The organism is Glutamicibacter sp. AOP5-A2-18 (assembly GCF_052446055.1).
Lineage (GTDB): Bacteria > Actinomycetota > Actinomycetes > Actinomycetales > Micrococcaceae > Glutamicibacter.
On sequence record NZ_JBQSVW010000001.1, the window covers coordinates 1,925,985 to 1,951,430 of the forward strand.

Annotated in this window: 21 protein-coding genes; 6 read left to right on the forward strand and 15 right to left on the reverse strand. The window is 55.5% G+C overall.

The genetic code is table 11. The annotated features are described in order from the left end of the window. Window positions 1-38: 38 nt before the first annotated feature. Genes ndk through ileS form a run of 4 tightly spaced genes read right to left on the reverse strand, consistent with a single transcriptional unit; the run spans window position 39 to window position 5,541 of the window. Entirely contained in the window at window positions 39-455 is a 417-nt protein-coding gene (ndk, locus tag ACT3RW_RS09170) for a nucleoside-diphosphate kinase (protein ID WP_131088355.1), read from the reverse strand. 39 nt (window positions 456-494) lie between these two features. After that, on the reverse strand, window positions 495-929 hold the full coding sequence (locus ACT3RW_RS09175; protein WP_131088356.1) for a DUF4233 domain-containing protein: 435 nt from the start codon (window positions 927-929) through the stop codon (window positions 495-497). Next, window positions 929-2,224, reverse strand: coding sequence for a bifunctional folylpolyglutamate synthase/dihydrofolate synthase (locus tag ACT3RW_RS09180; RefSeq protein ID WP_444614632.1), 1,296 nt, complete (start codon window positions 2,222-2,224; stop codon window positions 929-931). The genes ACT3RW_RS09175 and ACT3RW_RS09180 overlap by 1 nt, the downstream gene beginning before the upstream one ends. A gap of 56 nt (window positions 2,225-2,280) precedes the next feature. Further along, entirely contained in the window at window positions 2,281-5,541 is a 3,261-nt protein-coding gene (ileS, locus tag ACT3RW_RS09185) for an isoleucine--tRNA ligase (RefSeq protein ID WP_262197593.1), read from the reverse strand. 451 nt (window positions 5,542-5,992) lie between these two features. Here ileS and helR point away from each other — a divergent pair, with 451 nt between their 5' ends. The 6 genes from helR to ACT3RW_RS09215 all read left to right on the forward strand — a co-directional run bounded on the left by helR (window position 5,993) and on the right by ACT3RW_RS09215 (window position 14,050). Further along, window positions 5,993-8,137, forward strand: a complete 2,145-nt coding sequence (gene helR / locus ACT3RW_RS09190; RefSeq protein WP_444613544.1) for an RNA polymerase recycling motor ATPase HelR — start codon at window positions 5,993-5,995, stop codon at window positions 8,135-8,137. Window positions 8,138-8,166: 29 nt separating this feature from the next. Next, a complete protein-coding gene (locus ACT3RW_RS09195; protein ID WP_444613545.1) occupies window positions 8,167-9,414 on the forward strand; it encodes a histidine kinase in 1,248 nt (415 codons plus the stop codon). After that, entirely contained in the window at window positions 9,411-10,028 is a 618-nt protein-coding gene (locus ACT3RW_RS09200; protein ID WP_444613546.1) for a response regulator, read from the forward strand. The genes ACT3RW_RS09195 and ACT3RW_RS09200 overlap by 4 nt, the downstream gene beginning before the upstream one ends. 111 nt (window positions 10,029-10,139) lie before the next feature. Further along, entirely contained in the window at window positions 10,140-12,236 is a 2,097-nt protein-coding gene (locus tag ACT3RW_RS09205; protein ID WP_444613547.1) for an MMPL family transporter, read from the forward strand. Then, on the forward strand, window positions 12,229-12,672 hold the full coding sequence (locus ACT3RW_RS09210; RefSeq protein WP_131088362.1) for a DUF2871 domain-containing protein: 444 nt from the start codon (window positions 12,229-12,231) through the stop codon (window positions 12,670-12,672). Before ACT3RW_RS09205 ends, ACT3RW_RS09210 begins: the two co-directional genes overlap by 8 nt. Window positions 12,673-12,814: 142 nt before the next feature. After that, window positions 12,815-14,050, forward strand: coding sequence for an exonuclease domain-containing protein (locus tag ACT3RW_RS09215; RefSeq protein ID WP_444613548.1), 1,236 nt, complete (start codon window positions 12,815-12,817; stop codon window positions 14,048-14,050). 94 nt (window positions 14,051-14,144) lie between these two features. Here the strand turns inward: ACT3RW_RS09215 and ACT3RW_RS09220 are convergent, their stop codons facing one another. The 11 genes from ACT3RW_RS09220 to ACT3RW_RS09270 form a co-directional block, all read right to left on the reverse strand. After that, a complete protein-coding gene (locus tag ACT3RW_RS09220; RefSeq protein ID WP_444613549.1) occupies window positions 14,145-15,599 on the reverse strand; it encodes an FAD-dependent oxidoreductase in 1,455 nt (484 codons plus the stop codon). A gap of 17 nt (window positions 15,600-15,616) precedes the next feature. After that, complete coding sequence (gene cobA, locus ACT3RW_RS09225; protein WP_131088364.1) at window positions 15,617-16,396, reverse strand: uroporphyrinogen-III C-methyltransferase; 780 nt, start codon at window positions 16,394-16,396, stop codon at window positions 15,617-15,619. Next, entirely contained in the window at window positions 16,389-17,246 is an 858-nt protein-coding gene (locus ACT3RW_RS09230) for an ABC transporter permease (RefSeq protein ID WP_131088365.1), read from the reverse strand. The genes cobA and ACT3RW_RS09230 overlap by 8 nt, the downstream gene beginning before the upstream one ends. After that, a complete protein-coding gene (locus tag ACT3RW_RS09235; protein ID WP_131088366.1) occupies window positions 17,218-17,961 on the reverse strand; it encodes an ABC transporter ATP-binding protein in 744 nt (247 codons plus the stop codon). Before ACT3RW_RS09235 ends, ACT3RW_RS09230 begins: the two co-directional genes overlap by 29 nt. Further along, window positions 17,961-19,058: an ABC transporter substrate-binding protein gene (locus tag ACT3RW_RS09240; RefSeq protein ID WP_444613550.1), complete on the reverse strand. Its 1,098-nt coding sequence runs from the start codon at window positions 19,056-19,058 to the stop codon at window positions 17,961-17,963. Before ACT3RW_RS09240 ends, ACT3RW_RS09235 begins: the two co-directional genes overlap by 1 nt. Continuing rightward, the gene (locus ACT3RW_RS09245; RefSeq protein ID WP_444613551.1) at window positions 19,045-20,340 is read right to left on the reverse strand and encodes a sulfate adenylyltransferase subunit 1; all 1,296 of its coding nucleotides are present in this window, start codon (window positions 20,338-20,340) and stop codon (window positions 19,045-19,047) included. The genes ACT3RW_RS09240 and ACT3RW_RS09245 overlap by 14 nt, the downstream gene beginning before the upstream one ends. A gap of 1 nt (window position 20,341) precedes the next feature. Then, on the reverse strand, window positions 20,342-21,265 hold the full coding sequence (gene cysD / locus ACT3RW_RS09250) for a sulfate adenylyltransferase subunit CysD (protein ID WP_444613552.1): 924 nt from the start codon (window positions 21,263-21,265) through the stop codon (window positions 20,342-20,344). 10 nt (window positions 21,266-21,275) lie between these two features. Then, window positions 21,276-21,998, reverse strand: a complete 723-nt coding sequence (locus ACT3RW_RS09255) for a phosphoadenylyl-sulfate reductase (RefSeq protein WP_131088370.1) — start codon at window positions 21,996-21,998, stop codon at window positions 21,276-21,278. Next, entirely contained in the window at window positions 21,995-23,695 is a 1,701-nt protein-coding gene (locus ACT3RW_RS09260) for a nitrite/sulfite reductase (protein WP_131088371.1), read from the reverse strand. The genes ACT3RW_RS09255 and ACT3RW_RS09260 overlap by 4 nt, the downstream gene beginning before the upstream one ends. Before the next feature lie 67 nt (window positions 23,696-23,762). Beyond that, window positions 23,763-24,503, reverse strand: coding sequence for a sirohydrochlorin chelatase (locus tag ACT3RW_RS09265; protein WP_444613553.1), 741 nt, complete (start codon window positions 24,501-24,503; stop codon window positions 23,763-23,765). 36 nt (window positions 24,504-24,539) lie between these two features. After that, window positions 24,540-25,301 (reverse strand): SDR family oxidoreductase, encoded by a 762-nt coding sequence (locus ACT3RW_RS09270; protein WP_444613554.1) that lies wholly within the window; start codon window positions 25,299-25,301, stop codon window positions 24,540-24,542. Window positions 25,302-25,446: the final 145 nt, after the last annotated feature.

Genomic DNA, 25,446 nt, shown 5'->3' on the forward strand with positions numbered 1-25,446 from the left:
GGCAGATCATCGATCTGCCGGGATTTCTCATGTTCAGCTTACTTGCCGAACCAGATACCAATTTCGCGTTCTGCTGACTCAACGGAGTCCGAACCGTGCACGAGGTTCTGCTGAACCTTCAGGCCCCAGTCGCGGCCGAAGTCGCCACGGATGGTGCCAGGTGCTGCGGCGGTTGGATCGGTGGTGCCAGCTAGCGAACGGAAGCCAGGAATTACGCCCTGTCCTTCAGCAACGATGGCTACAACAGGACCGGAGAGCATGAACTCAACCAGTGGCTCGTAGAATGGCTTGCCTTCGTGCTCTGCGTAGTGCTCGGCCAAAAGCTCGCGAGTAGCTTCCAGCTGCTGCAGCTTCACAATGGTGTAGCCCTTGGCTTCAATGCGGGCAAGGATCTGTCCGGTCAGGGCGCGCTTGACGCCATCTGGCTTGACCAAGATCAGTGTACGTTCAGTCATTTGACTACCTCTTCGTATCGTTGATGTATTTCTAGGTTATTAGGCTTGTTCGGGGTGCGCTTGGTCCCAAGCTTCTTGGGCTGCGGCGCGACGTCGATTCTCAGCGTCAATTTCTTCACCCTTGGATAGGGCGTACCACCAGCACAAGGCGAAGGCCGCGGCGAGGTAGAACATATCGACCAAGATAAATCCGCTGAGGAAAAAGACCAACTGCAAGACCCATCCGATGATGAATCCGATCTTCTTTCCGAGTAACGCACAGTTAAGAATGCACAGTAACGCGATGACGGCGCCAAGGCCGAGCACCACAGCAGGTTCTCCCCCACGCTTGAGACCAAATGCAGCCAAGGTGACAAATACTGCCAGCAGGGCTTCACAGACCAACACGGTGGAAGCAAACATCGTTTTTGTAGAACGTTGCTTCTTTTTCATACCAGGACGCCACTCGCGCTGTGCACGGGTGAGTTTGGCCATTACGATTCACTTCCCTTGAGCAACAATGAAATCTCGCCCACCAGTGTAATCGAACCGGTGACCAAGACGCCGCCGCCGAGATCTTCTCCAGCTTCAGCGCGACCCACCGACCATTCCACGGCATCTTCAAGATCTTCAGTGACGTGGATGTCTTCTTCAGGCCATCCAGCGTTCATGGCTAGGGTGGCCAGCTCACCGGCTGGGATGGCACGAGGCGAGGAAGACTGGGTGATGCAAAGGTCCTCAACCATATCGCCGTACTCTTCACGCATGGTGTAGAGCATTGCTTCTGCGTCCTTTTCCTGCAGGATGCCAACCATGAGTACCAGTCGGGTGAACCCGTATGATTCCTTGATTGCATCTGCAGAAACGCGAATTCCCTCAGGATTGTGTCCAGCATCTACCAAGATGCTTGGTGCGCTACGTACCAATTCAAGGCGACCCGGACTGGAGGTCGCGGCAAAGCCTTGACGCACTAGATCCGCGTTCAGCTCGCGCTGGCCTCCCCCAAGGAACGCCTCAACAGCAGCAAGGGCCACGGTTGCGTTCTGTGCCTGGTGGGCACCAAGCAGTGGCAGGAAGATCTCATCGTAACGAGCAGCCTGTCCCTGAATGGAAATTAGCTGTCCACCCACACCAGACTTACGCTCCAAAAGCTTGAAGTCCAAGCTGTCAAAAGCTGCAGGAACTTCCAGCTCACGCGCACGGGCAAGCAATACGTCAGCGGCATCGGTAGGCTGCACCGTAGAAACTAGGTATCCGCCTGGCTTGAGGATCCCCACCTTCTCTTCAGCAATCAGCTCGGTGGTGTCCCCCAGCAGGTCGGTGTGATCCAGCGAGATAGGGGTGAAAACCGAGACATCGCCATCGGCAACATTGGTGGCATCGGTGATGCCGCCCAATCCAACCTCTAGCACCACAACGTCCACTGGTACCTCAGCAAAGATGGCAAAGGCCAAGATGGTGACCGCTTCAAAGTAGGTCAGCTTGTTTTCGCCGCGCTCGACAAGCTCAGCATCAACAAGTTCGATGAAGGGCAAGATCTCGTCCCAGACGCGAACGAAAGTTTCATCATCAACAGGATCCCCGTCAATGCTGATTCGCTCGGTGACGGAAATTAGGTGCGGCGAGGAATACCGCCCGGTGCGCAGGTCATGGGCACCGAGCAGTGACTCGATCATGCGTGCAGTCGAGGTTTTGCCGTTGGTACCGGTGATGTGAATGACCGGGCAAGACTTGTTTGGTTCGCCCAGGAACTCCATGGCACGGAACATCGGATCCATCCGAGGTTCCATCTTGTTTTCTGGAGCACGGGCCAGCAACTGGCCGTAAACCCGATTTAGTTCGCTCACTAGTTAGCCTCTGCTGTGGTGGTGTCGAGCTTCTGTACGCTTACGCTTTCAGCCTTGGCGTTTTCATCAACACGCAATTCAAGCTGCGCGGTGAGAGTTTCACCGGAGATCAATTCGCGGTTAGCTTCTAGCGCTGCGATGGTGGCCGCGTTAGCAGTGATCACCGTCTGGATGCGATCCGAAACCTGCAGATCTGCATCCTTACGGGCAGACTGGATGGAACGAACCATGTCACGTGCGGTGCCTTCAGCAGCCAGCGCCTCGGTCACCTCGGTGTCCAATACCAAGAAGCCGCCGTCGATCACTGCGGCAGCGATATCGCCTTCTGCATCTACGACGGTATCCAAGGTGTATTCACCTTCAACAAGTTCCAGACCGCCAGCGGTCACCACGCCATCGGTCACTGACCAGTCACCGGACTTGGCGCCCTTGATGGCCTGCTGCACATTCTTGCCCAAGCGTGGACCGGCGGCACGAGCGTTGACTACCAGCTGCTGGCTGATGCCGTAGCTAGCTGCGTCGACACCTTCAGCGTCGATCAAGGTCACGGCTTTCAGGTTCAGTTCATCCTTGATGATCGAAGCGTAGGTACCGTCCAAACGTGCAGCGCCAGCCAATACGATCTTCAGTTCTGCCAGTGGCAAACGCACACGCAGGTTTTTAGCCTTACGTAGTGAGGAGCCTACCGAGCAGATCCTGCGAGTGGTTTCCATGGTTTCCAGCGAGCTGGCATCCGTTGGGAACTCGTTGGCATCTGGCCAATCGGTCATGTGCACCGAACGCTGACCGGTCAGTCCGCGGTAGATCTCTTCGCTGGCCAGAGGCAGCAGCGAAGCGGTGACCTTCACCAAGGTTTCCAGTGCGGTGTACAGGGTGTCGAAGGCCTGGGTATCTTCATCGAAGAAACGCTGGCGGCTTCGGCGTACGTACCAGTTGGTCAAGGTATCCATGTACTGGCGTACAGCTTCGGTGGCGTCAGAGACTTCGTAAGTGTCCAGAGCAACAGTGACATCACGAACGAGCTGGCCGGTCGCGGCGAGCATGTACTGATCCAGCGGGTCGGTGGAGCTGGTTGAGCGCTTAGCCTCGTAGCCGGCCCCGTTGTTCGCGGAGTTGGTGTAGAGGTTGAAGAAGTGCCAAACATTCCACAGTGGCAGCAGTACCTGACGCACGCCATCACGGATGCCCTGTTCGGTGACAACGAGGTTGCCGCCGCGCAGGATTGGGCTAGCCATCAGGAACCAGCGCATCGCATCGGAGCCATCGCGGTCTAGGACCTCGTTAACATCCGGGTAGTTGCGCAAGGACTTGGACATCTTTTGACCGTCTGAGCCCAACACGATGCCGTGGGAGATCACGTTGGTGTAGGCAGGGCGGTCAAAGAGCGCGGTGGAAAGCACGTGCATGGTGTAGAACCAGCCACGGGTCTGACCGATGTACTCAACGATGAAGTCAGCCGGGTGGTGTCCGGAATCAAACCAGTCTTGGTTGTTGAATGGGTAGTGAACCTGGGCGTATGGCATCGAACCGGAATCGAACCAGACATCCAGTACGTCTTCTACGCGCACCAGGGTGCCGCCTTCGGCGCAGCCTTCGTGAGCCTTGGTCAGCTCATCGATGAATGGGCGGTGTAGATCTGGCTGTCCTTCGTGGTTCAGTGGCAGGCGACCGAAGAAGTTCTTCAGTTCATCCAATGAGCCAAAGACTTCGCGGTGGGTGCATTCTGCTCCCGTGCATTCCCACACTGGGATAGGTGAACCCCAGTAGCGGTTGCGCGAGATGGACCAGTCGCGAGCGTTTTCCAGCCACTTGCCAAACTGGCCGTGCTTCACGTTGCCTGGGATCCAGTTGATCTGCTCGTTCAGCTCGACCATGCGGTCCTTGAACTTGGAGACCTCAACATACCAGGAAGAGATCGCACGGTAGATCAGCGGGGTACGGCAACGCCAGCAGTGTGGGTAGGAGTGCTCGTAGGAGGCCTGCTTGATCAGCTTGGCTTCATCCTTAAGCACGTTGGTGATGGTCTTGTTGGCGTCAAAGACCTGCACACCAACGATGTCAGCCAGCGGGCCGCCGGCAAAGACGGAGAGGAACTTGGCCCCTTCATCTACCGAGATGATGACAGGGATGCCGTTTTCTTCACAGACTTTCTGGTCATCTTCACCGTAGGCCGGAGCCTGGTGAACGATGCCGGTACCGTCAGCTACGGTGACGTAGTCGGCGGTGACAATCTGCCATGCGTTTTGTGTGCCGTACTTTTCGGTGTCGGTGTAGGTATCCCACAGTGGCTGGTAGCGTACGCCAGCAAGATCAGCACCAGCAAAGGTGGCGGTGATCGCAGCGGCAGCTTCCTTGGCATCCTCATAGCCCAGGTCCTTGGCGTAGGAGCCCAAAAGGTCCTTGGCCAGCAGGAATGGGCCCGCGGCGGCTGAAGCCTTAACTCCAGCTTCGCCTGCTGGAACGACAACATATTCGATCGATGGGTGCACTGCCAGTGCGGCGTTGGTTGGCAGGGTCCACGGGGTGGTCGTCCAGGCCAGTGCCTGCACACCAGCAAGAGCCTTGGAGGCTTCGGTTTCGCCGGCAAGGATGGTGAAACCAACGGTGACGGTCTGGTCCTGACGGTTCTTGTAAACGTCGTCGTCCATACGCAACTCGTGGTTGGACAGTGGGGTTTCGTCCTTCCAGCAGTACGGGAGCACGCGGAAGCCCTGATAGGTCAAGCCCTTGTCCGAGAGCTGCTTGAAAGCCCAGATAACCGACTCCATGAACTCAACGTTCAGGGTCTTGTAGTCGTTCTCAAAATCTACCCAGCGAGCCTGGCGGTTGACGTACTGCTTCCACTCGTCGGCGTACTTCATCACCGAGGTGCGGCAGGCATCGTTGAACTTATCGATGCCCATGGCTTCGATCTGCTTCTTGTCCGTCATGCCCAGCTGCTTCATGGCTTCCAGCTCGGCTGGCAGGCCGTGGGTATCCCAACCGAAGCGACGCTCAACGCGCTTGCCCCGCTGGGTCTGGTAGCGAGCTACAAGGTCTTTGACGTAGCCGGTAAGTAGGTGGCCGTAGTGTGGCAGACCATTGGCGAACGGAGGGCCATCGTAGAAGACGAATTCTTCACCCTCACGCTGATCAATGGAAGCCTGGAAAGTGTCGTCGTTCTTCCAGTATTCGAGGACGCGCTTCTCAAGTTCTGGGAATCGCGGTGAAGCCGGGGTCGAACCGGTTGGGTCAGTGGTGACCTTCGGGTAAAAGCTCATCGAATGGGCCGTCCTTCAAGCGTAGGGTCGATAATTCCTTGCCTACGAGGACGGCAGAAATGCCGCGGTACCACCCCGCTTATTCCTCACCTACTGGTGAAGAACCACTTGTCATCAGCTATGACGGGCTGGTCCCGTTCGGTTCTACTAGGTGGTGCTGGCAAGCCAGTACCGCCGTTCTTCCGAAGGCTCCCCGGTGATAGCCGGATCAATACCTGAGTAGTTCTATCCTACCGTGTCATTGTTGTGGTGAAAATTCCCCTGATCACCATGGCGTGAAGTGAGTTAAGGCTCACAACCAATAGCTAGTAAAACCCATTGCGCCACTTCCTACATTTTCAGAATAGCGCGTTGAGGGGGCCTTGCCGCAAGGCCCTACCCATGATTCATAATCAATAACTTCCCCTTTGAGCATCACCCACATCCGGGAGTCACCGTGCCAGAAAGAGCCATGAGCATCAGCTACTTTGAGATTTCCGAAAAATCATCCGACACCGAACCTTTCACCGCCCTCGACGAAGATCAGCAACGCTTAGATGAGATCGCCACACGCGTAGAAGAACTGCGCAACGAAACCGTGCAGCGCATCGCCCGTCGCGGGAAAGACCACGCCGGCAACTTGCAACAATCCCTAGAACGCGACATTGAGCTCAACGAGTTAGGTCAAAGGCTTCGCCAGCTTGACCGCATGGGGCCCATTGCCTGCCTGGGGTTCATGCAAAACACGACTACCGGCGAGCGCCAGTACATCGGCCGCGTTGGGCTAAGCGATGCCGTAGGCAAGCAACTGATGCTCGATTGGCGCGCACCGGCTGCAGAACCATTTTTCGCAGCGACACATGAAAATCCTTGTGGCTTATCTCTACGCCGGCGTTATCGGTGGCGCCGTCAGGTCATCACCGATTTTTGGGATGAAGTGTTTGATTCATCGCTACTGTCCGAGCATCAAAAACTAGATGATCGCTCATCCTTCCTCGCTTCGCTCTCAAGCACTCGGACATCAAAGATGCAAGATGTCCTCTCAACCATTCAGACGGATCAAGACGCAATCATTCGCGCCAGCTCGAAAGGTGCACTGGTAGTTGATGGTGGGCCCGGAACCGGGAAAACCGTAGTCGCTCTTCACCGGGCGGCTTATTTGCTCTATGCGGATCCGCGCTTGCGCAGCCAAGGCGGCAAGATTTTGGTTGTCAGTCCACACGAAGCCTATTCAGCCTACGTCTCCGATATCCTGCCCAACCTTGGCGAGGAGGAAGTACAAATCTCAACGCTTTCGAACATAGTTTCGATTGAGGGTGAGGTGCTTGCCGAGACAGACCCGGACATCATTCGTATCAAGGCCAGTACCTCGATGCTCAATACTGTCCAGAGAGCGGTGAAGGTTTTCCAATTACCTCCGAATACCAGCTTGGAAATTCAACTCACTGACGGCCAAGTTACTCTTTCGCCTGAGCTGTGGCGCAACGCGGTATCGATGGTTGACTCCGCTACGCCTCATAACGAAGCAAGAGTTCAACTACGCGAGGCACTGATTGAACTGCTTCTGCCACACCTAGCCAGCGAAGCATCATTGCACCAGACCCTGCGCCATGAGCTCGAAAGAAATACCGACCTCGCTGCCCACCTCAATGAGTACTGGCCACTACTAGATCCAATGAATCTGTTGCGCAGCCTGTATACGACACCAGCGCTGCTGCGCTATAGCGGTGTAGAGCTGGGCGATGACGACATCAAGAAGTTACTCGCCGCTCCCTCAACACGTTCGTGGACCAATGCCGATATTCCGCTGATCGACTTGTCTCGCTCGCTGATCGGTGATCCCGCCAACGAATCAAAGCGGCAGCGCCGTGAAGCGACGGTGCGGGCAGAACGTCAACAGTGGAAAAGTGTGATCAGTGATTTAGTGCAGTCCGCTGACGATAAAGAGGACTTGAGTTCTCAATTGATCCACGAAGATCTTCAAGAGCAACTACTGAACCAACATCTTGAAGCCGACTCCGAAACGGAAATTTTCGATGGACCCTACTCACATGTCGTGATTGATGAAGCACAAGATCTGACTGACGTCCAGTGGGCTATGATCTTGCGCCGATGCCCCTCGGGCAGTTTAACGATTGTTGGAGATCGGGCCCAGGCATCAAGAGGCTTCACCGGTTCGTGGGAGGAACGCCTGAGTCATCTCGGGATCAGAGATGCCACGGTCTCGCAGCTACGGGTGAATTACCGTAGCACCGCACAAATCATGGAAGTTGCTGCCACGCAGATACACAGTCAGATGCCCGATGCCAACGTTCCTGACTCCCTGAGATCTGATGGAGAGTCGGTTCGCTTCGCCAGCCCAACACAGCTGACGTCGATTCTTGAGCAATGGCTGGCCAATCATCCAGAAGGTACAGCAGCTGTTATCGGCCACCCTGCCTACATTGCATCCAACCGGGTTAGCTCGCTTTCGCCAGAAAATGCCAAGGGCCTTGAATTCGATTTTGTGGCTGTCTACAAACCCGAAAACTTTGGCACCGGTCTATCGGGCGCAGTTCGGCGGTACGTTTCGATGACCCGGGCAACTGCCCAGTTGGTAGTGCTCACAGACCAGTAGTCAGCCACAGCTTTAGTAGGCTGGCATTCATGAGTACTAATGAGCCACAACGACTGGACCTAGAGATCCAGCAGCATTCCTTGGCATCGCCAAGGGTGCTGTTGTGGGGTCAGCATCTAGTCACGGCCATACTGCTGGTGATTGCGATGCTGCGACAAGTCTCAACGCCAGAGCATCTTTGGGCGGCCGTCCTGGTCTCGGTACTTTTTGCTTGCTGGTACGCCATGGGGTTCATTCCATTAACCAACAACAAGATCATCAACAGGCCCGCTTGGTGGTTAGCAATCCTCCTGACAATTTGGATAGTCAGCCTGTTTGTCTCTGCAGAATTCATGTGGCTAGCTTTTAGCCTCTGGCTCCTGCTGGGACACCAGCTTCCATTTGTACCGTCCATACTGTGGTCCGTTGTGGTCTACGCATTCACATTGATCGCACCCTTTCTACACCACGGGGAACTCAGCGTTGCCGCGGCGGCGGGCCCACTGGTCGGTGGCCTTTTCGCTTGGGGCATCTCGCGTGGTTACTTACAGATGGAACGCGATGCGCAGGAGCGCACCTCATTGGTCAACTCCCTGATGCGTGCTCAAGAAGAGACATCAGCCTTACAAGAGGAGCTGGCCCGTTCGCAGCATGAAGCAGGCATAGCAGCCGAGCGTACTCGGCTGGCCCGAGAAATCCATGACACCATTGCTCAGCAGCTTTCCTCTATCGGGTTACATGCAAAAGCCGCAAGCGCTGCAAGCAACCTCGATGCTGCCAACGAGGCTTTGGAACGGATCGACCATCTCTCCGGGCAGTCCCTGACAGACCTCCGCAGAATCATCGCCGCGCTGGCTCCAGCAGAACTTGATTCCCAAGCGCTCGCCGGAGCCCTCTCCCGCATCCTTGATGACTTCGCAACAGATTCCGGGGTGAAGAGCAGAGTAGATATTGAGCCTGGTTTACCCCTGCTCGATCCAAGCCTGCAGATTGCCCTGCTTCGTACCGCGCAGTCAGCCCTGTCCAACGTTCGACGCCATGCACAGGCCACCACTGTGGTGCTCAGCTTGAGCTACAGTGACGACGAAGTACGCCTAGACATCGTCGATGATGGGCGCGGCTTCACCCCACCGACTGGCAAACTGCAACACAATACGCCCGTAGTTGGCTTCGGGCTGACCGCCATGAACCGTCGGCTTAATGAACTTGGCGGAGGATTGGACGTAGAGAGCGCCATTGGCGAGGGTACTGCCCTCTGCGCTCACCTTCCACTGCACTTTGCAAAGGACAACTCATGATCAAGATCCTGCTCGTTGATGACCACCCGATTGTTCGCACTGGCCTTCGCGCATTGTTTGATAATTATGCGGATATCCACGTTGTCGGCGAGGTCTCCACCGGCGAGCAAGCCGTGGGCTTCGTCAAAGACACGGCGGTTGATGTGGTGCTGTGCGACCTGCGTTTAGGCGCCGGCATGAATGGTGCACAAACTACCGCTGCCATCCGTAAACTTCCCAAGGCTCCGCAAGTATTGATCTTGACGACCTTTGATAAAGATTCAGAGATATTAGCTTGTATTGAAGCTGGGGCCTGCGGTTATCTGCTCAAAGACGTCAGCGCTCAGACCATCGTCGAGTCCCTTCGACAAGCCACTGCCGGTCACATGGTGCTAGCCCCAGAAATGACGCTGCGTGTTGTTGAAGGGATGCGCCGACCCAAAGTGGAACTCACTGCTCGTGAACGCGACGTGCTTTTACAACTCGCTACCGGTGCGGGCAATAAACAGATCGCCAAAGCGCTCTTTGTTTCCGAAGCTACGGTCAAAACGCATTTGGTTCACATCTTCGACAAGCTCCAGGCAACCACACGAACCGACGCAATCAATAAGGCTAAGGACCACGGTCTGCTCTAGTTCGCCCCTGGGCCAGAACAACACGCCAATGCCCGTCTCAACCTTTCGGTTGATCTTTTATTCAGCTCATTCCACGATGGATCGAACGGCAAATTCTCGTTAACTGGAACTATGAAAGTTTCAGTTATATCTCCGGTTGCTCAGTCATTGACCAGCCGCCGCGGCGCCCGCATTTGGGTCGGCGCAATAATCGTTTGTATCGCAATTCTTTTTGGAGCGCTCAGCAGTCTTGAAGCTCCAGCCCGTTCTGACAGTTCCTTAGTAGACGGCTCAGACTCGGCCAAGGTTCAACAGATCTTGGATGAGAACACCACCTCCAACAACACCACCGCCCTATTGGTCGCCACGAAGGCTGATAGTTCTGCTCTCACTAATCAAGACAAGAGCGCCCTAGACAGCCAAAGCAAGGCACTGTCCGAGGGTGCAAAGGTTACCGGTGGTCGCTTCTTGTTCAGCGATGATGAGCAAGCAGCGATGCTCCCGCTTTCCTGGAGCACGGTGTCTACCGAGGCAGACAAACAAACACTGCAGGATATCCGTGATTGGATTCAACAAAATCCAGTTCAGGGTCTTGATCTGCGAGTCACTGGTTCCACCGCCTTCGCAGTAGATATCACCAATGCGTTCGCAGGGGCCGATTTCACCTTGCTGGCAGTCACCGTAAGCATCGTTGCTGTGCTGCTCATCCTCACCTACCGTTCGCCTGTGCTGTGGTTGCTTCCGCTAGCCGTTGTAGGCATAGCCGACCGTAGCGCCTCGCTGGTAGCTAATCTGTTGGGCAACCTCTGGGGCTTAAGCTTCGACTCGGGCGTGCTCAGTGTCCTAGTCTTCGGTGCAGGTACCAACTACGCTCTGTTGTTGATCTCGCGCTACCGCGACGAACTGCACAAGACCGACGACCATCGCCAGGCACTGAGCAAGGCATGGACTTCCAGCCTCGTAGCCATCCTGACTTCAAACCTCACCGTCGTCCTTGCGCTATTGACCCTCGGCCTAGCCGTCATGGACGACACTCGTGGACTAGGTATTGTCTGCGCGGCCGGACTATTGATCGCTGCAATCTTTGTCCTATTACTTCTGCCTCCCGTACTTGCAATGAGCGGACGCAAAGCCTTCTGGCCATTGATCCCTCGCCCCGGAACAGAAATCAAAAAAGAGAATTTCTTCGGACGTGCAGCACGAGTAGTAATGCTTCGTCCCGGACTGAACCTGACTGCCTTGGTAGTTCTCTTGCTGGTACTTGCTAGCGCGCTGGCCGGAACTCGAATCGGTTTGTCGCAGACGGAACAATTCCGTACGCCAACACAGTCGGCTACTGCGATGGAACAACTCTCGGCTCATTTCCCGGCCGGCGAAGCCCAACCAATTACGGTCCTTGCTCATGCAGATCAAGTTGATGCGCTGAACAGTCAGTTCGCTGGAGTAGAGAACGTGAAGCGTGTGGGCGCTGCAACGCAGGTAGGAACCTCGGACTGGCAGCAGATTTCCGTCATTCCCGAAGTTGATCCAAACTCAGCTCCGGCGAAGGAGCTAGTGACCGAGCTTCGCACGCTTACCGCAGATCAAGAGCAAGTACTCATTGGCGGACAAACCGCTGCGCAATTGAACTCACATCAAATGCACTTGCGTGATTTGTATGTGATTGCCCCATTGATCATGATCATCTGTTTGGTCATGCTCGGATGGCTTACCCGTTCATGGCGTACAGCCTTAGCACTAGGGTTGGTAAACCTGCTCAGTGCCGCCGCTGCCGTTGGGTTAGGCTCACTGGTTTCCTCACTCGTCTTTGACGCCAAGGCCCTGGACGTTCAGGTTCCACTCCTCGCCTTCGTCTTCTTGGTGGCGTTGGGTGTGGACTACACGATCTTCTTCACTCATCGGGTCCAACAAGACGCTCAAGACCTTGAACTCCGCAAAGCAGTAGTGCAGGCAGCAAGCCGCACCGGGTCAGTGATCACCAGCGCAGGCTTGGTTCTGGCGGGAGTCTTCGCAGCGTTGGCTACCTTGCCGCTCACCGTGCTGGGTCAGCTGGGCTTGATTGTCGGACTTGGCGTCTTACTCGACACCTTTGTTGTCCGAACGCTATTGCTCCCAGCGCTCTTCTCCGTATTGGGTTCAGCCAAGCGACCAATATTCGGCAAATCATCGTCCTCTGCAGAAGCTACTGCATATTCATCAGCTCTCAAAGAAAGTGAAATCAATGCGTAAGCTCGTCAACTTCTCCTTCATCTACATGATCCTCGGCGTCGCTTCAGGATTGTTCTACCGCGAATTCACCAAAATCAATCACTTCCCCGAAGGCCAGGCAACCCAGCTCTCGGTAGTGCACACACACTTGCTGATACTCGGCTTCATGATGCTCCTGTTGGTCCTACTTTTGGAAAAGGCGTTCACGCTGAGCAAGCACCGCAAGATGTTTGCATGGTTCATGGGTACCTACAACGTCGGTGTTGTTCTGACCGCCGGCATGCAGCTAACCCACGGCATCATGACCGTGCTAGGAATTGAATCATCTGCCATGATCTCTGGCATCGCGGGTCTAGGCCACATGTCAATCACTGCGGGCATGATCCTGCTGTTCATCATGCTTCGCCGTAACGTGACCGAAGACAAAACCATCGAAAAGGCTGCGGTTGCGAGCTAGACGGTAACCAAGGAAAAGCGACTATTGAAACAGCTCAGGCACTTAGTGCCTGAGCTGTTGTCTTTCCTGAGACGTTTTCTTCCCATACTGGGGTGTGTCCCTGCTATAAATTGAGGCAACAGCGTTCTCCGGAGGGGCAAAATTGAACAACGCATTATTCTCGATTGTAGATACAGAGACCACAGGGCTCTTTCCCGGAGGCAACGATCGCATCGCCGAAATTTCGATTGTCACCATGACTCGGTCGGGAGAGATCGTTGAACGATGGGAAACGCTGATAAATCCCCAGCGCGACCTTGGCAAACAATCAATTCATGGAATCCAGAGTCGCGACATACTGGCCGCTCCGACCTTCCAACAAGTCGCGGAAGAACTCCATTGGAGGCTCTCCGGTACGGTTCTAGTCGCTCACAACCTTTCGTTTGACGCTCGATTCCTTGAAACGGAATTCCGAAATACTTCCGTACCTGTTCCAGTTGATTTTCTAGACCAGGGTATTTGCACCATGCGAATGTCGCATCGATATTTGCAGGGCGCTGGCCGGTCTCTGCAGGACTGTTGCGACTCATTTGGCATCGAACTGCAAAACTCCCACAGCGCTGCAGGTGACGCCGCAGCTACCGCGGTGCTACTGGCTCGTTACATGGAACTAGATCCTGACGAACGCGAATGGGACACCAAACTACAATTTGCATCGGCCGCTGCCTGGTTTTCTTCAGAACCCCAAAATCGAATCGTTCCCGTGATTCGCCAATCGACTTCCAAGAAACCCACAGAGCATTTTCTCGAGAAGCTGGCGGGTGAACTTCCCGAGTTTCTCGGGACTGGATCAGAAGAAAACTATCTAGCGCTACTAGATCTGGCACTCATGGATCGATACCTCTCAGCTCACGAAGAATCGCAATTGATTCAAGCTGCTCAGGAAATCGGATTAGACAAAGATCGTGCTCTGGCACTGCACAAAATCTATTTTCAGCAGCTCGTTGATACCGCTTGTTCAGACGGAATTCTCACCGATGAGGAAATCAAGGATCTCGAAAAGGTCATCACTTTGCTTGGACTGCCGCAGACACTGATCGATTCGGTTCGAGATCGGCCAGCTGAGTTCGAATCCAACAAGCGTCCTCCGCTTGGACACCAGAGCGCAGGAATCGCACCCGGATCCTTGGTCGTCTTAACTGGAGACATGAGTCAACCGCGCTCGGATATCGAGGCAAAGCTTAGTTCCGCTGGATACACGCCACACAGAGCGATAACGAAAAAGGTAGCGTTATTGGTTGCCGCTGACCCTGACTCGCTTTCGGGTAAGGCCAAAAAGGCCCGGGACTACGGAATACCAGTAGTCGGCGAGGACTATCTATGGAAGACGCTGCTGTAACTCACGAACGTAGGCAAATACACCAATGGCGGTGACTGCTAGCAATTTCTTGCTAGCGGCCACCGCCATTGAGCACCAGAGTCTGGGGTAAAGCTTACAGACTCTCAGCTAATTTTTTTGCGCGGGAGATTTCCAAGAGCTCTTCACGCTCTACAACCTTCACGCGGTCACGGGTGATGTCACCGAAGCGAGTGGAGACGGTGCCTGCGGACGCGCCCAGGTCCTTCTCGTGCTCATCCAAGGTCTTCCAGCCGTCCCAATCCGAGTAAGCAACTTCGCGGCTTTCAAGCAGCTCAGAAATCGACTCTGTCGACTCTGGCTGAGCCAGGTTGCCCAAATCTTCAAGCAGGTGGGTGATGGTCTCAAGAGCGTCGCCCTTAGTGTGACCGATCAGGCCGATAGGTCCACGCTTGATCCAACCGGTAGCGTACAGGCCAGTTACATGGGTACCTGCTGCGTCAAGAACGCGGCCTTCCACGTTTGGAAGAACACCCTTGGCGCCGTCGTATTCGATTTCTTCAACTGCGGAGCCGAAGTAACCAACTGCACGGTAGATAGCCTTAAGTGGGTAGTCAACAAACTCGCCGGTGCCGCGGGCGCCGCCGTTTCCATCAAGTTCGTTGCGCTCTACCTTCAGACCGGTAACCTTGCCGTCTTCGCCGAGAACCTCAACTGGGGACTGCAAGAAGTGCAGGTGCAGGCGACGTGAAGCGCTTGGTTCCTCTTCACGTTCCTCCTGCTCAATGAGCCAGTTGGTCAAGGTGGAGACCATGGTCTTGGTCTGGTTGTTGCTCTTCATAGCTTCATCCGAAGCCTTGTCGAACTCAAAGTCCTCTGGGTAAAGGACGATGTCTACATCCTTGGAGTGCGAAAGTTCGCGCAATTCCAGTGGGGTGAATTTCACCTGAGCTGGACCACGACGGCCAAAGACGTGCACGTCGGTCACGGCGGAGTCATTGAGCTGCTCGTAGATGTGCTCAGGAATCTCCGTTTCCAACAGCTGGTCAGCGTGCTTGGAGAGGATACGTGCCACGTCCAAGGCAACGTTGCCGTTACCGATAACAGCAACTTCCTTGGCCGAAAGATCCCAGTTCTTATCAGCATCTGGGTGTGCGTCGTACCAAGAAACGAAGTCTGCACCGCCGAAGGATCCTTCGAAGTCGATGCCTGGGATATTCAGGTCCGCATCCTTCTGGGCGCCGGTGGAGATGATCACGGCGTCGTAGCGTGCTCGTAGATCTTCTAGGCTGATGTCGCGGCCAAGGCCAACGTTGCCGTAGAAATCGATCCAGTCATTATTAAGCACCTTGTGCAAAGCGTTGATAATGCCCTTGATGCGCGGGTGATCCGGGGACACACCGTAGCGGATCAGACCGAAAGGAGTAGGCAACTCATCGAAGAGGTCTACATGTAGCTTCAGTTCACCCGAGGCGACTGGCTGGCTCTTGTTCAGCAGGTCCGCGGCGTAGATGCCAGCAGGACCGGCGCCAACAATGGCTACACGCAGTGCGCGGGAGTTTAGGTGCTCTGGGACGATAATTTCACTCATCAAACAACTTCTCTTTCTTAGTCAACGAATGAGGCCGGCTCGGTGGCATCGGCGTTCTCTAGCGGCAGGAGGTCTACCAGTTGGTCGGAGGCTTCCGGGGCTAGCCGAACGACATCACCAATAACGATGACGGCCGGATTCGCCACTGCGGCCTTGCGGGCGCGCACTACAATCTCTTCTAGCGTACCGATAGTTGTGCGTTGCGTCTGTGAGTAACCTCGCTCAACTATCGCAATCGGCGTACTTGACGGCAAACCTCGGGTAAGCAATGTCTCAACAATTAGTGGCAAATTAGATACGCCCATCAGCACCGCCAGGGTGTGATCAGAGCGAACCGGAACATCTGCAAGTTCAGTGTGACCACTAACTACGGTGAATCCAGTGGCGATCCCCCGGTGAGTGACAGGAATTCCTGCAGCACCCGGCACCGAAATCGCGCTGGTGACACCAGGAATCACGCGAGTGGAAATTCCGTATTTGGCTGCGTAAAGCACTTCTTCGCCGCCACGGCCCAAAACAAATGGGTCCCCGCCCTTGAGGCGAACAACGTGCTTGCCTTCCAGCGCGTATTTGACCAGCAGTTCGTTGGTCTCGTCTTGGGTCTTCACGTGACAGCCCGGGCCCTTGCCCACATCGATGACGGCAACATCATCTGAGAGGTCTGCCAACAATGCGGTGGGACCCAAACGGTCTGCCAGAACAACATCTGCGGAAAGCAAAGCCTTGTATCCGGCTACGGTGATCAGCTCTGGATCTCCCGGGCCACCACCAATAAGGGTGATATGTCCTTTAGCCATTGCTCTCCCCCGTACGGCTCATGCCACGGTCACGCAATAGTTTGCGTTCAATAGGAGCGAAGACGGCCAATTCAATGAGTACACCAACCAACAGGATGGTGAGAATCACAAGCATAACCAGCGAAAGATCTGCCAAGTCGCGTCCTCGTTGAAGCAATGAGCCAACGCCCAGGGCCAACGAACCACCAACGGCAATGAGTTCTGCAGCCATCAATGAACGCCAAGCAAATGCCCAGCCCTGACGTAGACCAGCTACGTACCCAGGCATAGCTGCTGGTAACTCAATGTGCAGCATGTGCTCCCACTTGGAAGCACCGAGCACCTTGGACAGCGACTTGTACTGCGAAGGAATCATGTCAATGCCCGAAAGCAAGCCATTGATAATCGATGGAATCGCACCCAGCAACAGCACCGTGTAAATGGTTGCGTCGCTGAGACCAAAAAGAATAATGGCTGCTGGCACCCACGCGATAGACGGCAAAACCTGCATAGCCGAAACCAACGGGCCCACGCCCTTGCGCAGCAATGGCTGGTGCGCAAGGAGCAAAGCTAACGGTGTTGAGATCACCACGGCAATCACAAATCCGCTCACTGCGCGGAAGAGTGAATTGCCCACAGCCGATACAAGCGAACCGTCGGCAAGCAGCTGCGGAAGCTTTTGCGCCACAGATATTGGACCTGGGAACAAGTCTTCACGCAGCGGGCTAACCCACGAAACGATCTGCCACAGGCTCACCAGCACTACCACGGTAAGCAACGGAGCAACCAGTGCATCGAGCCGGCCACTAGGGCGCAGCTTGAGGGCAAGCACGGGCTTCAACTTAGTTCGAGATTCGGTCATTGAGCTCATGTTTCCGTTGCTCCTTCCTTAGGATCGTGGTCAGTTCATCGGCCAGGGCCGCTGCTTGGGTCGGGTTATTGCGTAGCTCATCGGTGATGCGCCGGGTTTCCAGGATGCGTCCCGGGTGGGAGGAGAGCACCAGAATTCGACCGGAGAGTCGAATCGCTTCGCGTACATTGTGAGTCACGAAGATGATGGTCTTGCCCGTCTGTTCCCACAACGAGCGCAGTTGTTCGTGCAACATGTCACGGGTTATCGCGTCAAGAGCCGCAAATGGCTCATCCATCAAGAGAACCTGTCGGTCCTGAGCCAAGGCTCGGGCTAGGGCCACTCGCTGACGCATACCGCCTGACAGCTCATGCGGTTTTTTGTTGCTGGCATGTCCTAGCTGGACCAGCTTGAGCAGTTCTTCAACTCGCGCTCCGCGTTTGTCCGCCGGATGTCCGGCAAGCTTTAACGCCAAATCGACATTTTCACTCGCGGTGAGCCATGGCAGCAGGTTCGCGTCCTGGAACATGAATGCTGCGCCATCTTTGGGAACTTCGAGCCAGCCCGAGGTTGGTGCAAGGAGGCCAGCAATCATGTTCAGCAACGAGGACTTGCCACAGCCCGAGGCACCGAGGACGGCAATAAATTCGCCGTCTTCAATTTCTGTGCTGAGCCGGTCGATAACCAGCCCGGTACCCGGGTAGCTCAGGGAAACTTCATTTAGCAGAACTCCCATTACCGCTCCTGTTTGTCGAGAAAACGAGTGTCAACCAGTCCGTCAGCGTCTCCGCCGGTTCCAACGCCTACGGCCAGAGCGTGGTCAACCAGCTCTTGGTAAGTTTCCGGAAGCGGATCAGAACTAAAGTTGACTTCCTTCAGTGCAGCGGCAATAACCGCTTCATCAAAGGTGCTGCCGTTGGCCTTGGCCAACGCTTCTTGCACTGCCTTCAACTTTTCCTTGTCGTCAGCGGTGTTCAGCCAATCAATTGCTTCAGTATTGGCATCCACCAATTTCTGAACAGTTTCCGGGTGGCTTGCCATGAAATCTTTTGAAACCACAAGAACGGTGGTTGGGAACTTACCCTCAGGCCACAGATCAGCTTCATTCATCAATCGGTGACCGCCGTTCTTTTCAACAAGCAATGAGGCATAAGGTTCTGGAACCCATGCGCCGTCAATCTCACCGCGGCCAAAGAGCTGAGCGACTGTGCCATTCGAGCTTGGTGTCACGGTGGCATCCTGGCTCAGTTTTAGGCCTTTGACGTAATTGCGTAGGGCCACGTCCTGGGTTCCGCCGAACTGTGGGCTTGCCAGGTTAGTCCCCGCCAATTGCTCTGGATTGGTGATCTTGTCGTTGACAACTAAACTTGCGCCACCGTAAGCGACACCGGAGATCACATTCAGCGACTCACCATGGCTGGACAGGTAACTGTTCAGCGCTGGGTTTGGCCCCAAATATGCGGCGTCAATAGCCCCGGAATTCAAGGCTTCCACTGCAGCCGGTCCGGCGTTGAAGATCTGGCTTTCAATCTTCGTGCCGTCCGAGTCCAGCTGGTCTTTGAGAATTCCCTTGGACTGTGAAATGAGCGCTGGCGCGTGGGTGAAGTTAGCGAAGTAACCAATCTTCAGTTCTTCGGCCGGGCCTTTATCAGCGGCGTTGGCCTGAATCTCATTTGGCCCTGGCAGGAAGGTGGTCACAACAGCTGCGGCTGCCAAGACCCCCACAGCGGCTAGGCCTAGGAACCGGCTACGGTACCCGGTCTTGCCGCTGTGTGCGGTCAAACGTACGCGGTCTTTGTTTTCTGCGGGCTCTGGCAGATCAGGCTGCTTCATTGTTTTCCTCGATGATCCCCGCAGCCAGGGTGCGCCCGGAGGTAGGATCAATCAACAGGAAACTACCGCCAGTACGCGAAGTTGCATACTGCTCGATGGCCAATGCTGCCTGGCTACGCAGGGTGATGCGACCCAGGTCATTGAGCTCCAAGCTATCGGCAGGATGCTGCGAGTAGTCGGCCACGTTGATGACATAGTCAACGGTGGAAAGCTTCGCTGCAGCTACCTTGGTACCGTGCTTGATCAGCAGGCGTTGGCCGTTGGTTAGCTTCACCGGATCCAAGACGCAGATATTCGCTTGGAATTCGCGCTGTGGGGTTGGCAGCTCACCGGCCACGATCGTGTCGCCTCGAGCAATGTCCAGGTTGGAATCAAGTTCAACAACAATTGCGTCGCCGGCCTGAGCCTGCGTGGATTCGCCTGCTGGGGTACTGATCCCCTTCACCCGGCTGGTGACAGGATGACCGTTGGAGAGCACCTTTACGGTGTCCCCCACATTCAGGACGCCATCTACCAAGGTGCCCGCGTAGCCACGGTAATCGCGGTACTGTTCTGGATCTAGCCCTGGAGCAAGTGCACCCTGCGGACGGATCACGTACTGTACGTCCAGTCGTGCAACGCCGCCGTTAAGCTTTGGTTCGATGTCTTCCAGCAGACCGAGCAGGGTTGGTCCGGTGTACCAGCTAGCTGCCTGCGAAGGCTCAACCACGTTATCGCCCTGTAGTGCAGAGACTGGAATAACGGTGGTGGATTGGACGCCCAACTCAGCTGCGAGGGATAGTACTTCAGCTTCAATGTCGCCGAAGCCCTTTTCATCCCAACCGATTAGGTCCATCTTGTTCACGGCCACTACCAGGCGTGGCACACGCAGCAAGGCGAGCACACCGAGGTGGCGACGGGTCTGTTCCAATACGCCATTACGTGCGTCAACCAAAACGATCGCCGCATCAGCGGTGGACGCACCGGTGACGGTGTTACGGGTGTACTGAACGTGGCCCGGGCAGTCGGCCAGGATGAACGAACGCCTGTCGGTGGAGAAGTAGCGGTAGGCAACATCGATGGTGATGCCCTGCTCACGTTCTGCACGCAAACCGTCGGTGACCAAAGCTAGATCCAGGGTTCCGTCGGCACCGCCAAAGCCGCGTTCGGCGCTGGTACGTGCGATGTCATCCAGCGAGTCAGCAAGAATTGCCTTGGCGTCGTGAAGCAGGCGGCCAACCAAAGTTGATTTGCCGTCGTCCACCGAACCAGCGGTGGCGATGCGCAATAGTGTGGTCGTCATTTTAGAAGTACCCTTCGGTCTTGCGGTCTTCCATACCCGCGGCGGAAATGCGATCATCGGCACGGGTAGCGCCGCGTTCAGTCACGGTGGCGATGGCCAATTCGTCCAGCACCTTGCCAACGGTGTCAGCTGCGGAGAGCACCGCACCGGTGCAGCTAGCGTCACCAACGGTGCGGTAACGAACCTGCTTGAGGATCACTGGCTCATCTTCGTTGGGTTGACTGACCGGGGTCAGCGCACGCCACATGCCATCGCGTTCAAAAACTTCGCGGTTGTGGGCAAAGTAGATCGGAGGCAGTTCAATATTTTCGCGCTCGATGTAGGCCCAGATGTCGCGTTCGGTCCAGTTGGAGATCGGGAACGCGCGTACGTGCCAGTCCGGCTCGTGACGTCCGTTGTAGAGGCTCCAGATTTCTGGGCGCTGATTACGTGGATCCCACACACCAAATTCATCGCGCAGCGAGAGGATGCGTTCCTTGGCGCGGGCCTTGTCTTCGTCACGGCGTGCGCCGCCGAAGACAACGTCAAAGCCGTTGTTTTCAATGGTGTCCAGCAGAACACGAGTCTGCAGGCGGTTACGGGTACCGTCTGGCAGTTCGGTGAGCTCACCGCGGTCGATGTATTCCTGAACGGAACCAACCACGAGGTTCAGTCCGTACTTTTCCACGACGGAGTCACGGAAGCTCAGGACCTCGTCAAAGTTGTGGCCGGTGTCGATGTGTACCACTGGGATTGGCACGCGCAGTGGTGCCACGGCCTTAGCCAACAGGTGCAGGACTACAACGGAGTCCTTGCCGCCGGAGAAGAGCAGACCTGGCTTCTCAAATTCGGCAAGTACTTCGCGGATGATGTGAATGGATTCGGCTTCCAGAGCGTCCAAGACGCTGCGCTGGGTGCCTGTCGGGGCGTTAGCGATAATAGTCATGGCCTTTTCCTTAGATGTGGATGCCGCACTCGGTCTTGTTTAGTCCTGCCCAACGGCCGGCGCGAGGGTCTTCGCCCTCAGCAACTGGCTTGGTGCAGGGTTCACAACCGATGGATGGGTAGCCATTAGAGAGCAAGAGGTTCACTGGAACCTGCTTTTCGGTGGCGTAGTCAATGAGCTCGTCAAAGGTCCACGGTGCCAGCGGGTTGAACTTGATCAGGCCGTGCTTTTCATCAAAAGTGATCAGCTCAGTGTTGGTTCGAGTTGGCGCTTCGTCACGACGTACGCCGGTAAACCATGCACTGTAGCCAGCCAGCGACTTGGCCAGCGGATCAACCTTGCGCATCTGGCAGCAGGCCGCAGGATTGCTAGCAAAGAGATCCTTGCCGTACTTTTCATCCTGTTCAGCAACGCTGAGTTCTGGGAAAACGTCTACGACGTTGACGTCCAAAGAGCGGGCAACTTCATCTCGGGTGCTGCGGGTTTCCACAAAGTGGTATCCGGTATCGAGGAAGAGCACATCTACCTTAGGTAGTTGTTCGGCCACTAGGTGTGGAAGAACCGCATCGGCCATCGAGCAGGCGACAGCAACTTCATTAACATCTAGGTGCTTAGCGGCAAAGGCGATAACCTCGGCCGCGGTGGCGTCCCATCCCAGTTCTTCGGCGCCGAGCTTTGCGATTTCGCGCAGTTCGGCTTCGGTACGGGCGCGGGTTGGAGTCTGTTCGCTCATTTCAGTTCATCCTCTTCTGCTCGGTGTGCCCACGAGGCGAATGATTCACCTTCGGTGGCGGTTTCCGAGTAGTTCTTCACAACACGTTCAACGTATTCGGGCAATTCATCGGCGGCGACCTTCAGGCCTCGCACGGTACGGCCCAAGGCGGCCTCGCCATTTTCGTAACCGGCAAGGGTACCGCCTAGGTGTACCTGGAATCCGGAAACCTGTTCGCCCTGGTCATTGGTGATCAGCTGTCCCTTAAACCCAATGTCAGCGGTTTGGATACGGGCGCAAGAGTTCGGGCAACCATTAACATGCAGGCTCAGTGCACGTGGCAGCTTGCCCTCGTGGTCTTTAAGACGATCTTCGATCTTTGCTACGGCATCAATCGTTGTGTCCTTGGTGTCCACAATGGCCAGCTTGCAGAATTCAATGCCGGTGCAGGCGATAGCCGAACGCTTAAACAGGCTTGGATAGGCCTCAAGCTTCAGTTCGCGGGCAGCACCGACAAAGTCCTTCACATTGTCCTTAGGAATATCCAAGGCAATGATCTTCTGGTGTGGGGTGGTGCGCAGTCGGGTGGAGCCATGGGACTGCACCAGATCTGCCAAAGCGATCAGCGACGAGCCCGAAACGCGTCCGGCCGGAGCGGTCAGGCCGATGTAGAACTTGCCATCCTTCTGCTCGTGTACTCCGCTGTGGTCCCCTGCTTCTTCAGGCTGAACCGGCAACGGCCCATCAGGAAGTTCATATCCGAGGTATTCGTCCTGCAGCACCTGACGGAACTTTTCGGTGCCCCACTCGGCCAGCAAGAACTTCAGACGTGCACGGTTGCGTAGGCGACGGAAACCGTAGTCACGGAATATCGAAACAACGCCTTCCCAAACATCGGGAGCTTGCTCTTCGGTGACAAAGGCACCCAATCGTTCGCCTAGGCGTGGGTTTGCAGACAAGCCGCCGCCAACCCACAGGTCATAGCCCGCGCCCAATTCAGGGTGAACCGTAGCGATCAAACCGATGTCGTTGATTTCGTGCACAACGTCTTGGCTTGGGTGGCCGGTGATGGCGGTTTTGAATTTGCGAGGAAGGTTCGCGAACTCTGGGCGACCAATGTAGCGACGGGAAATCTCAGCAATCACCGGGCTTGGATCAATAAGTTCGTCCTTGCTGATGCCAGCTACAGGAGAACCGAGGATGACGCGCGGCACGTCGCCGCAGGCCTCGGTGGTGTGTAGGCCTACAGCTTCAAGTCGCTGCCAGATCTCTGGGACGTCAACAACGTCGATCCAGTGCAGCTGAATGTTCTGACGATCGGTCAGATCCGCAGTGTCGCGGGCGAAGTCGACGGAGATCTGGCCGATGACGCGCAACTGCTCAGTGGTTAGCGCGCCACCGTCGATGCGCACGCGCAGCATGAAGTAGCGATCTTCAAGTTCTTCAGGGGTCAGCGTTGCAGTCTTGCCACCGGGGATGCCCTGGGCACGCTGGGTGTAAAGGCCCCACCAGCGGAAGCGTCCGTGCAGGTCCTCAGGATCAATGGAGTCGAAGCCTTGCTTGGAGTAAACGTTCTCGATACGTTCACGCACATTCAGGCCGTTATCGGCGGCCTTCATCTCTTCGTTGGCGTTCAGCGGCGTGGTGCCGTCGATTTTCCATTGGCCGTTGGGCTTTGACGCCCGTTTTGGACGAGCGGGTGTGGTTGTCTGCGTCATGTATTCAAGCGTAGAAACCTACCCCATGGGGTCAGCAAACGCGTGCGGTCATATGACCGCTCAATGACTAAGAAGTTAGAACTTCGTCATTTGGCGTCACATAAGCGGCCGTTTCTAACGTCTCTTTAAGACGCATAAGGAAACATTGAGCAATAGTTACGTCAGGTAACAGCGGTCTTGTCACAACGTCTGCACCCGTGCTAACGAGTTTGTGCTGGAAGTACCCGTCGGCCAGCAATGAGCTAAGTACAACCACCGGTCGCTTCATTGCGTCGTCCACCACTTGAGCTATTTGTGGTTTGGCCCCGGCGCAATAACCGACCAGCACTTCACGATTCAGAATCTGCGCGATTTGGCTGGCAAGGTCTTGCGCCTGAATCTGACCTACTTCTAAACGGGTCCCGGCTGCGGCCAAGACGAGTACCGGATCATTGTCCAAATGTTGTCGTGCGCGACTGGCCAGCACCTGTGCCAATTGTGGCAAAGGCCCTAGTGGACCGGCTGCAACCGTGTTTTCACGGGATTGCACTGCCTGTGCAATATCTGAGGTTGTGTGTACTCCGTCCGAGACCAGCAGCGGCAAGATCACTGCTGGTTCGGAATCCGGCAAGGCGGCGACTACATCGTCCAGCGACGGTTGTTGCACGTCGACATATGCTTCATGCCAAGCGAGCTTAACCTGCAATTCTTCCTTGGCTAGCGCTTCAAGCTGATCTCGTAAATCGTGGATCAGTTGTTGGCCATTGGCGTTGTCGGTGCCATGAGATGTTGCAAGAACGTGAATCGTGCGCGGGGTTGATTGGCTCATTAGGTTGGTCCTCACCGGTGGAATGCGAAACGTTTGTTACGCGTTGCGAATTAGCTTGTGGTTAGCAGCCTGCGCCTGTGGACGAATCACGATTTCATCCAGGTTCACGTGGGCTGGTGCACTCACCGCGTAGCGGATCACCTCGGCAACGTCGTCGGCGGACAGCGGATTTTCCACACCGGCGTAAACACTGTCTGCGGCGCTTTGGTTGCCAAGGCGTCGAAGCGAAAATTCCTCGGTCTGCACAAGACCAGGCAAAATTTCGATGACTCGAATACCGTTTTCAACTTCCTCAAGACGGAGCGCTTTGGTCATGGCACGCTCGGCTGCCTTGGCTGCGTTGTACCCACTGCCACCTTCATAGCTGGCCAACGCCGCAGTTGAGGTCACGTTCAGCACGGTGCCACGAGCTTGGCGTAGTTGCGGAAGCAACGCACGGGTCAGGCGCATAGTTCCCATGACATTTGCCTGCCACATGAATTCCCAATCTTCATCCACTGCTTCGGCCCAGTACTCGGTGCCGCGTGCGCCACCAGCACAGTTAATCAGTGTGTCTGCACCACCTGCTACCTGCACAGTTTTTGCTAGAACATCAACATCTGTTTGGACGCTCACGTCAGCAGGTACCGAAACTGCTCCGGTTTCCTTGGCCAGGGCCTCCAAACGATCAGCCCTGCGTGCCACGGCAAATACCGTCCACCCCTGATCACGAAGTGCTCGAACAGTTGCTTGACCAATTCCGCTGGAGGCACCAGTGACCACGGCGGAACGAGGAGTTTTAGTTTCAAAGTTATCCATGCTTCTAACTGTAGGACTAGTTGATTACCAGTTGGTAAGGCATGAATTTCTCTTACGTTTCAACACGGTAATTATTTGTTCTGTTACACAGTTTGAAAATGCCCAAATCAACGTGCCGTAGACCAAGCGTCTACCTTTAGGCGCA

Excerpts from the sequence above, each read along its gene's own strand:
- ndk (WP_131088355.1), bottom strand. The coding sequence starts at position 455 with ATGACTGAACGTACACTGATCTTGGTCAAGCCAGATGGCGTCAAGCGC.
- ACT3RW_RS09175 (WP_131088356.1), bottom strand. The coding sequence starts at position 929 with ATGGCCAAACTCACCCGTGCACAGCGCGAGTGGCGTCCTGGTATGAAA.
- ACT3RW_RS09180 (WP_444614632.1), bottom strand. The coding sequence starts at position 2,224 with ATGGAACCTCGGATGGATCCGATGTTCCGTGCCATGGAGTTCCTGGGC.
- ileS (WP_262197593.1), bottom strand. The coding sequence starts at position 5,541 with ATGAGCTTTTACCCGAAGGTCACCACTGACCCAACCGGTTCGACCCCG.
- helR (WP_444613544.1), top strand. The coding sequence starts at position 5,993 with ATGAGCATCAGCTACTTTGAGATTTCCGAAAAATCATCCGACACCGAA.
- ACT3RW_RS09195 (WP_444613545.1), top strand. The coding sequence starts at position 8,167 with ATGAGTACTAATGAGCCACAACGACTGGACCTAGAGATCCAGCAGCAT.
- ACT3RW_RS09200 (WP_444613546.1), top strand. The coding sequence starts at position 9,411 with ATGATCAAGATCCTGCTCGTTGATGACCACCCGATTGTTCGCACTGGC.
- ACT3RW_RS09205 (WP_444613547.1), top strand. The coding sequence starts at position 10,140 with ATGAAAGTTTCAGTTATATCTCCGGTTGCTCAGTCATTGACCAGCCGC.
- ACT3RW_RS09210 (WP_131088362.1), top strand. The coding sequence starts at position 12,229 with ATGCGTAAGCTCGTCAACTTCTCCTTCATCTACATGATCCTCGGCGTC.
- ACT3RW_RS09220 (WP_444613549.1), bottom strand. The coding sequence starts at position 15,599 with ATGAGTGAAATTATCGTCCCAGAGCACCTAAACTCCCGCGCACTGCGT.
- cobA (WP_131088364.1), bottom strand. The coding sequence starts at position 16,396 with ATGGCTAAAGGACATATCACCCTTATTGGTGGTGGCCCGGGAGATCCA.
- ACT3RW_RS09230 (WP_131088365.1), bottom strand. The coding sequence starts at position 17,246 with ATGAGCTCAATGACCGAATCTCGAACTAAGTTGAAGCCCGTGCTTGCC.
- ACT3RW_RS09235 (WP_131088366.1), bottom strand. The coding sequence starts at position 17,961 with ATGGGAGTTCTGCTAAATGAAGTTTCCCTGAGCTACCCGGGTACCGGG.
- ACT3RW_RS09240 (WP_444613550.1), bottom strand. The coding sequence starts at position 19,058 with ATGAAGCAGCCTGATCTGCCAGAGCCCGCAGAAAACAAAGACCGCGTA.
- ACT3RW_RS09245 (WP_444613551.1), bottom strand. The coding sequence starts at position 20,340 with ATGACGACCACACTATTGCGCATCGCCACCGCTGGTTCGGTGGACGAC.
- cysD (WP_444613552.1), bottom strand. The coding sequence starts at position 21,265 with ATGACTATTATCGCTAACGCCCCGACAGGCACCCAGCGCAGCGTCTTG.
- ACT3RW_RS09255 (WP_131088370.1), bottom strand. The coding sequence starts at position 21,998 with ATGAGCGAACAGACTCCAACCCGCGCCCGTACCGAAGCCGAACTGCGC.
- ACT3RW_RS09260 (WP_131088371.1), bottom strand. The coding sequence starts at position 23,695 with ATGACGCAGACAACCACACCCGCTCGTCCAAAACGGGCGTCAAAGCCC.
- ACT3RW_RS09265 (WP_444613553.1), bottom strand. The coding sequence starts at position 24,503 with ATGAGCCAATCAACCCCGCGCACGATTCACGTTCTTGCAACATCTCAT.
- ACT3RW_RS09270 (WP_444613554.1), bottom strand. The coding sequence starts at position 25,301 with ATGGATAACTTTGAAACTAAAACTCCTCGTTCCGCCGTGGTCACTGGT.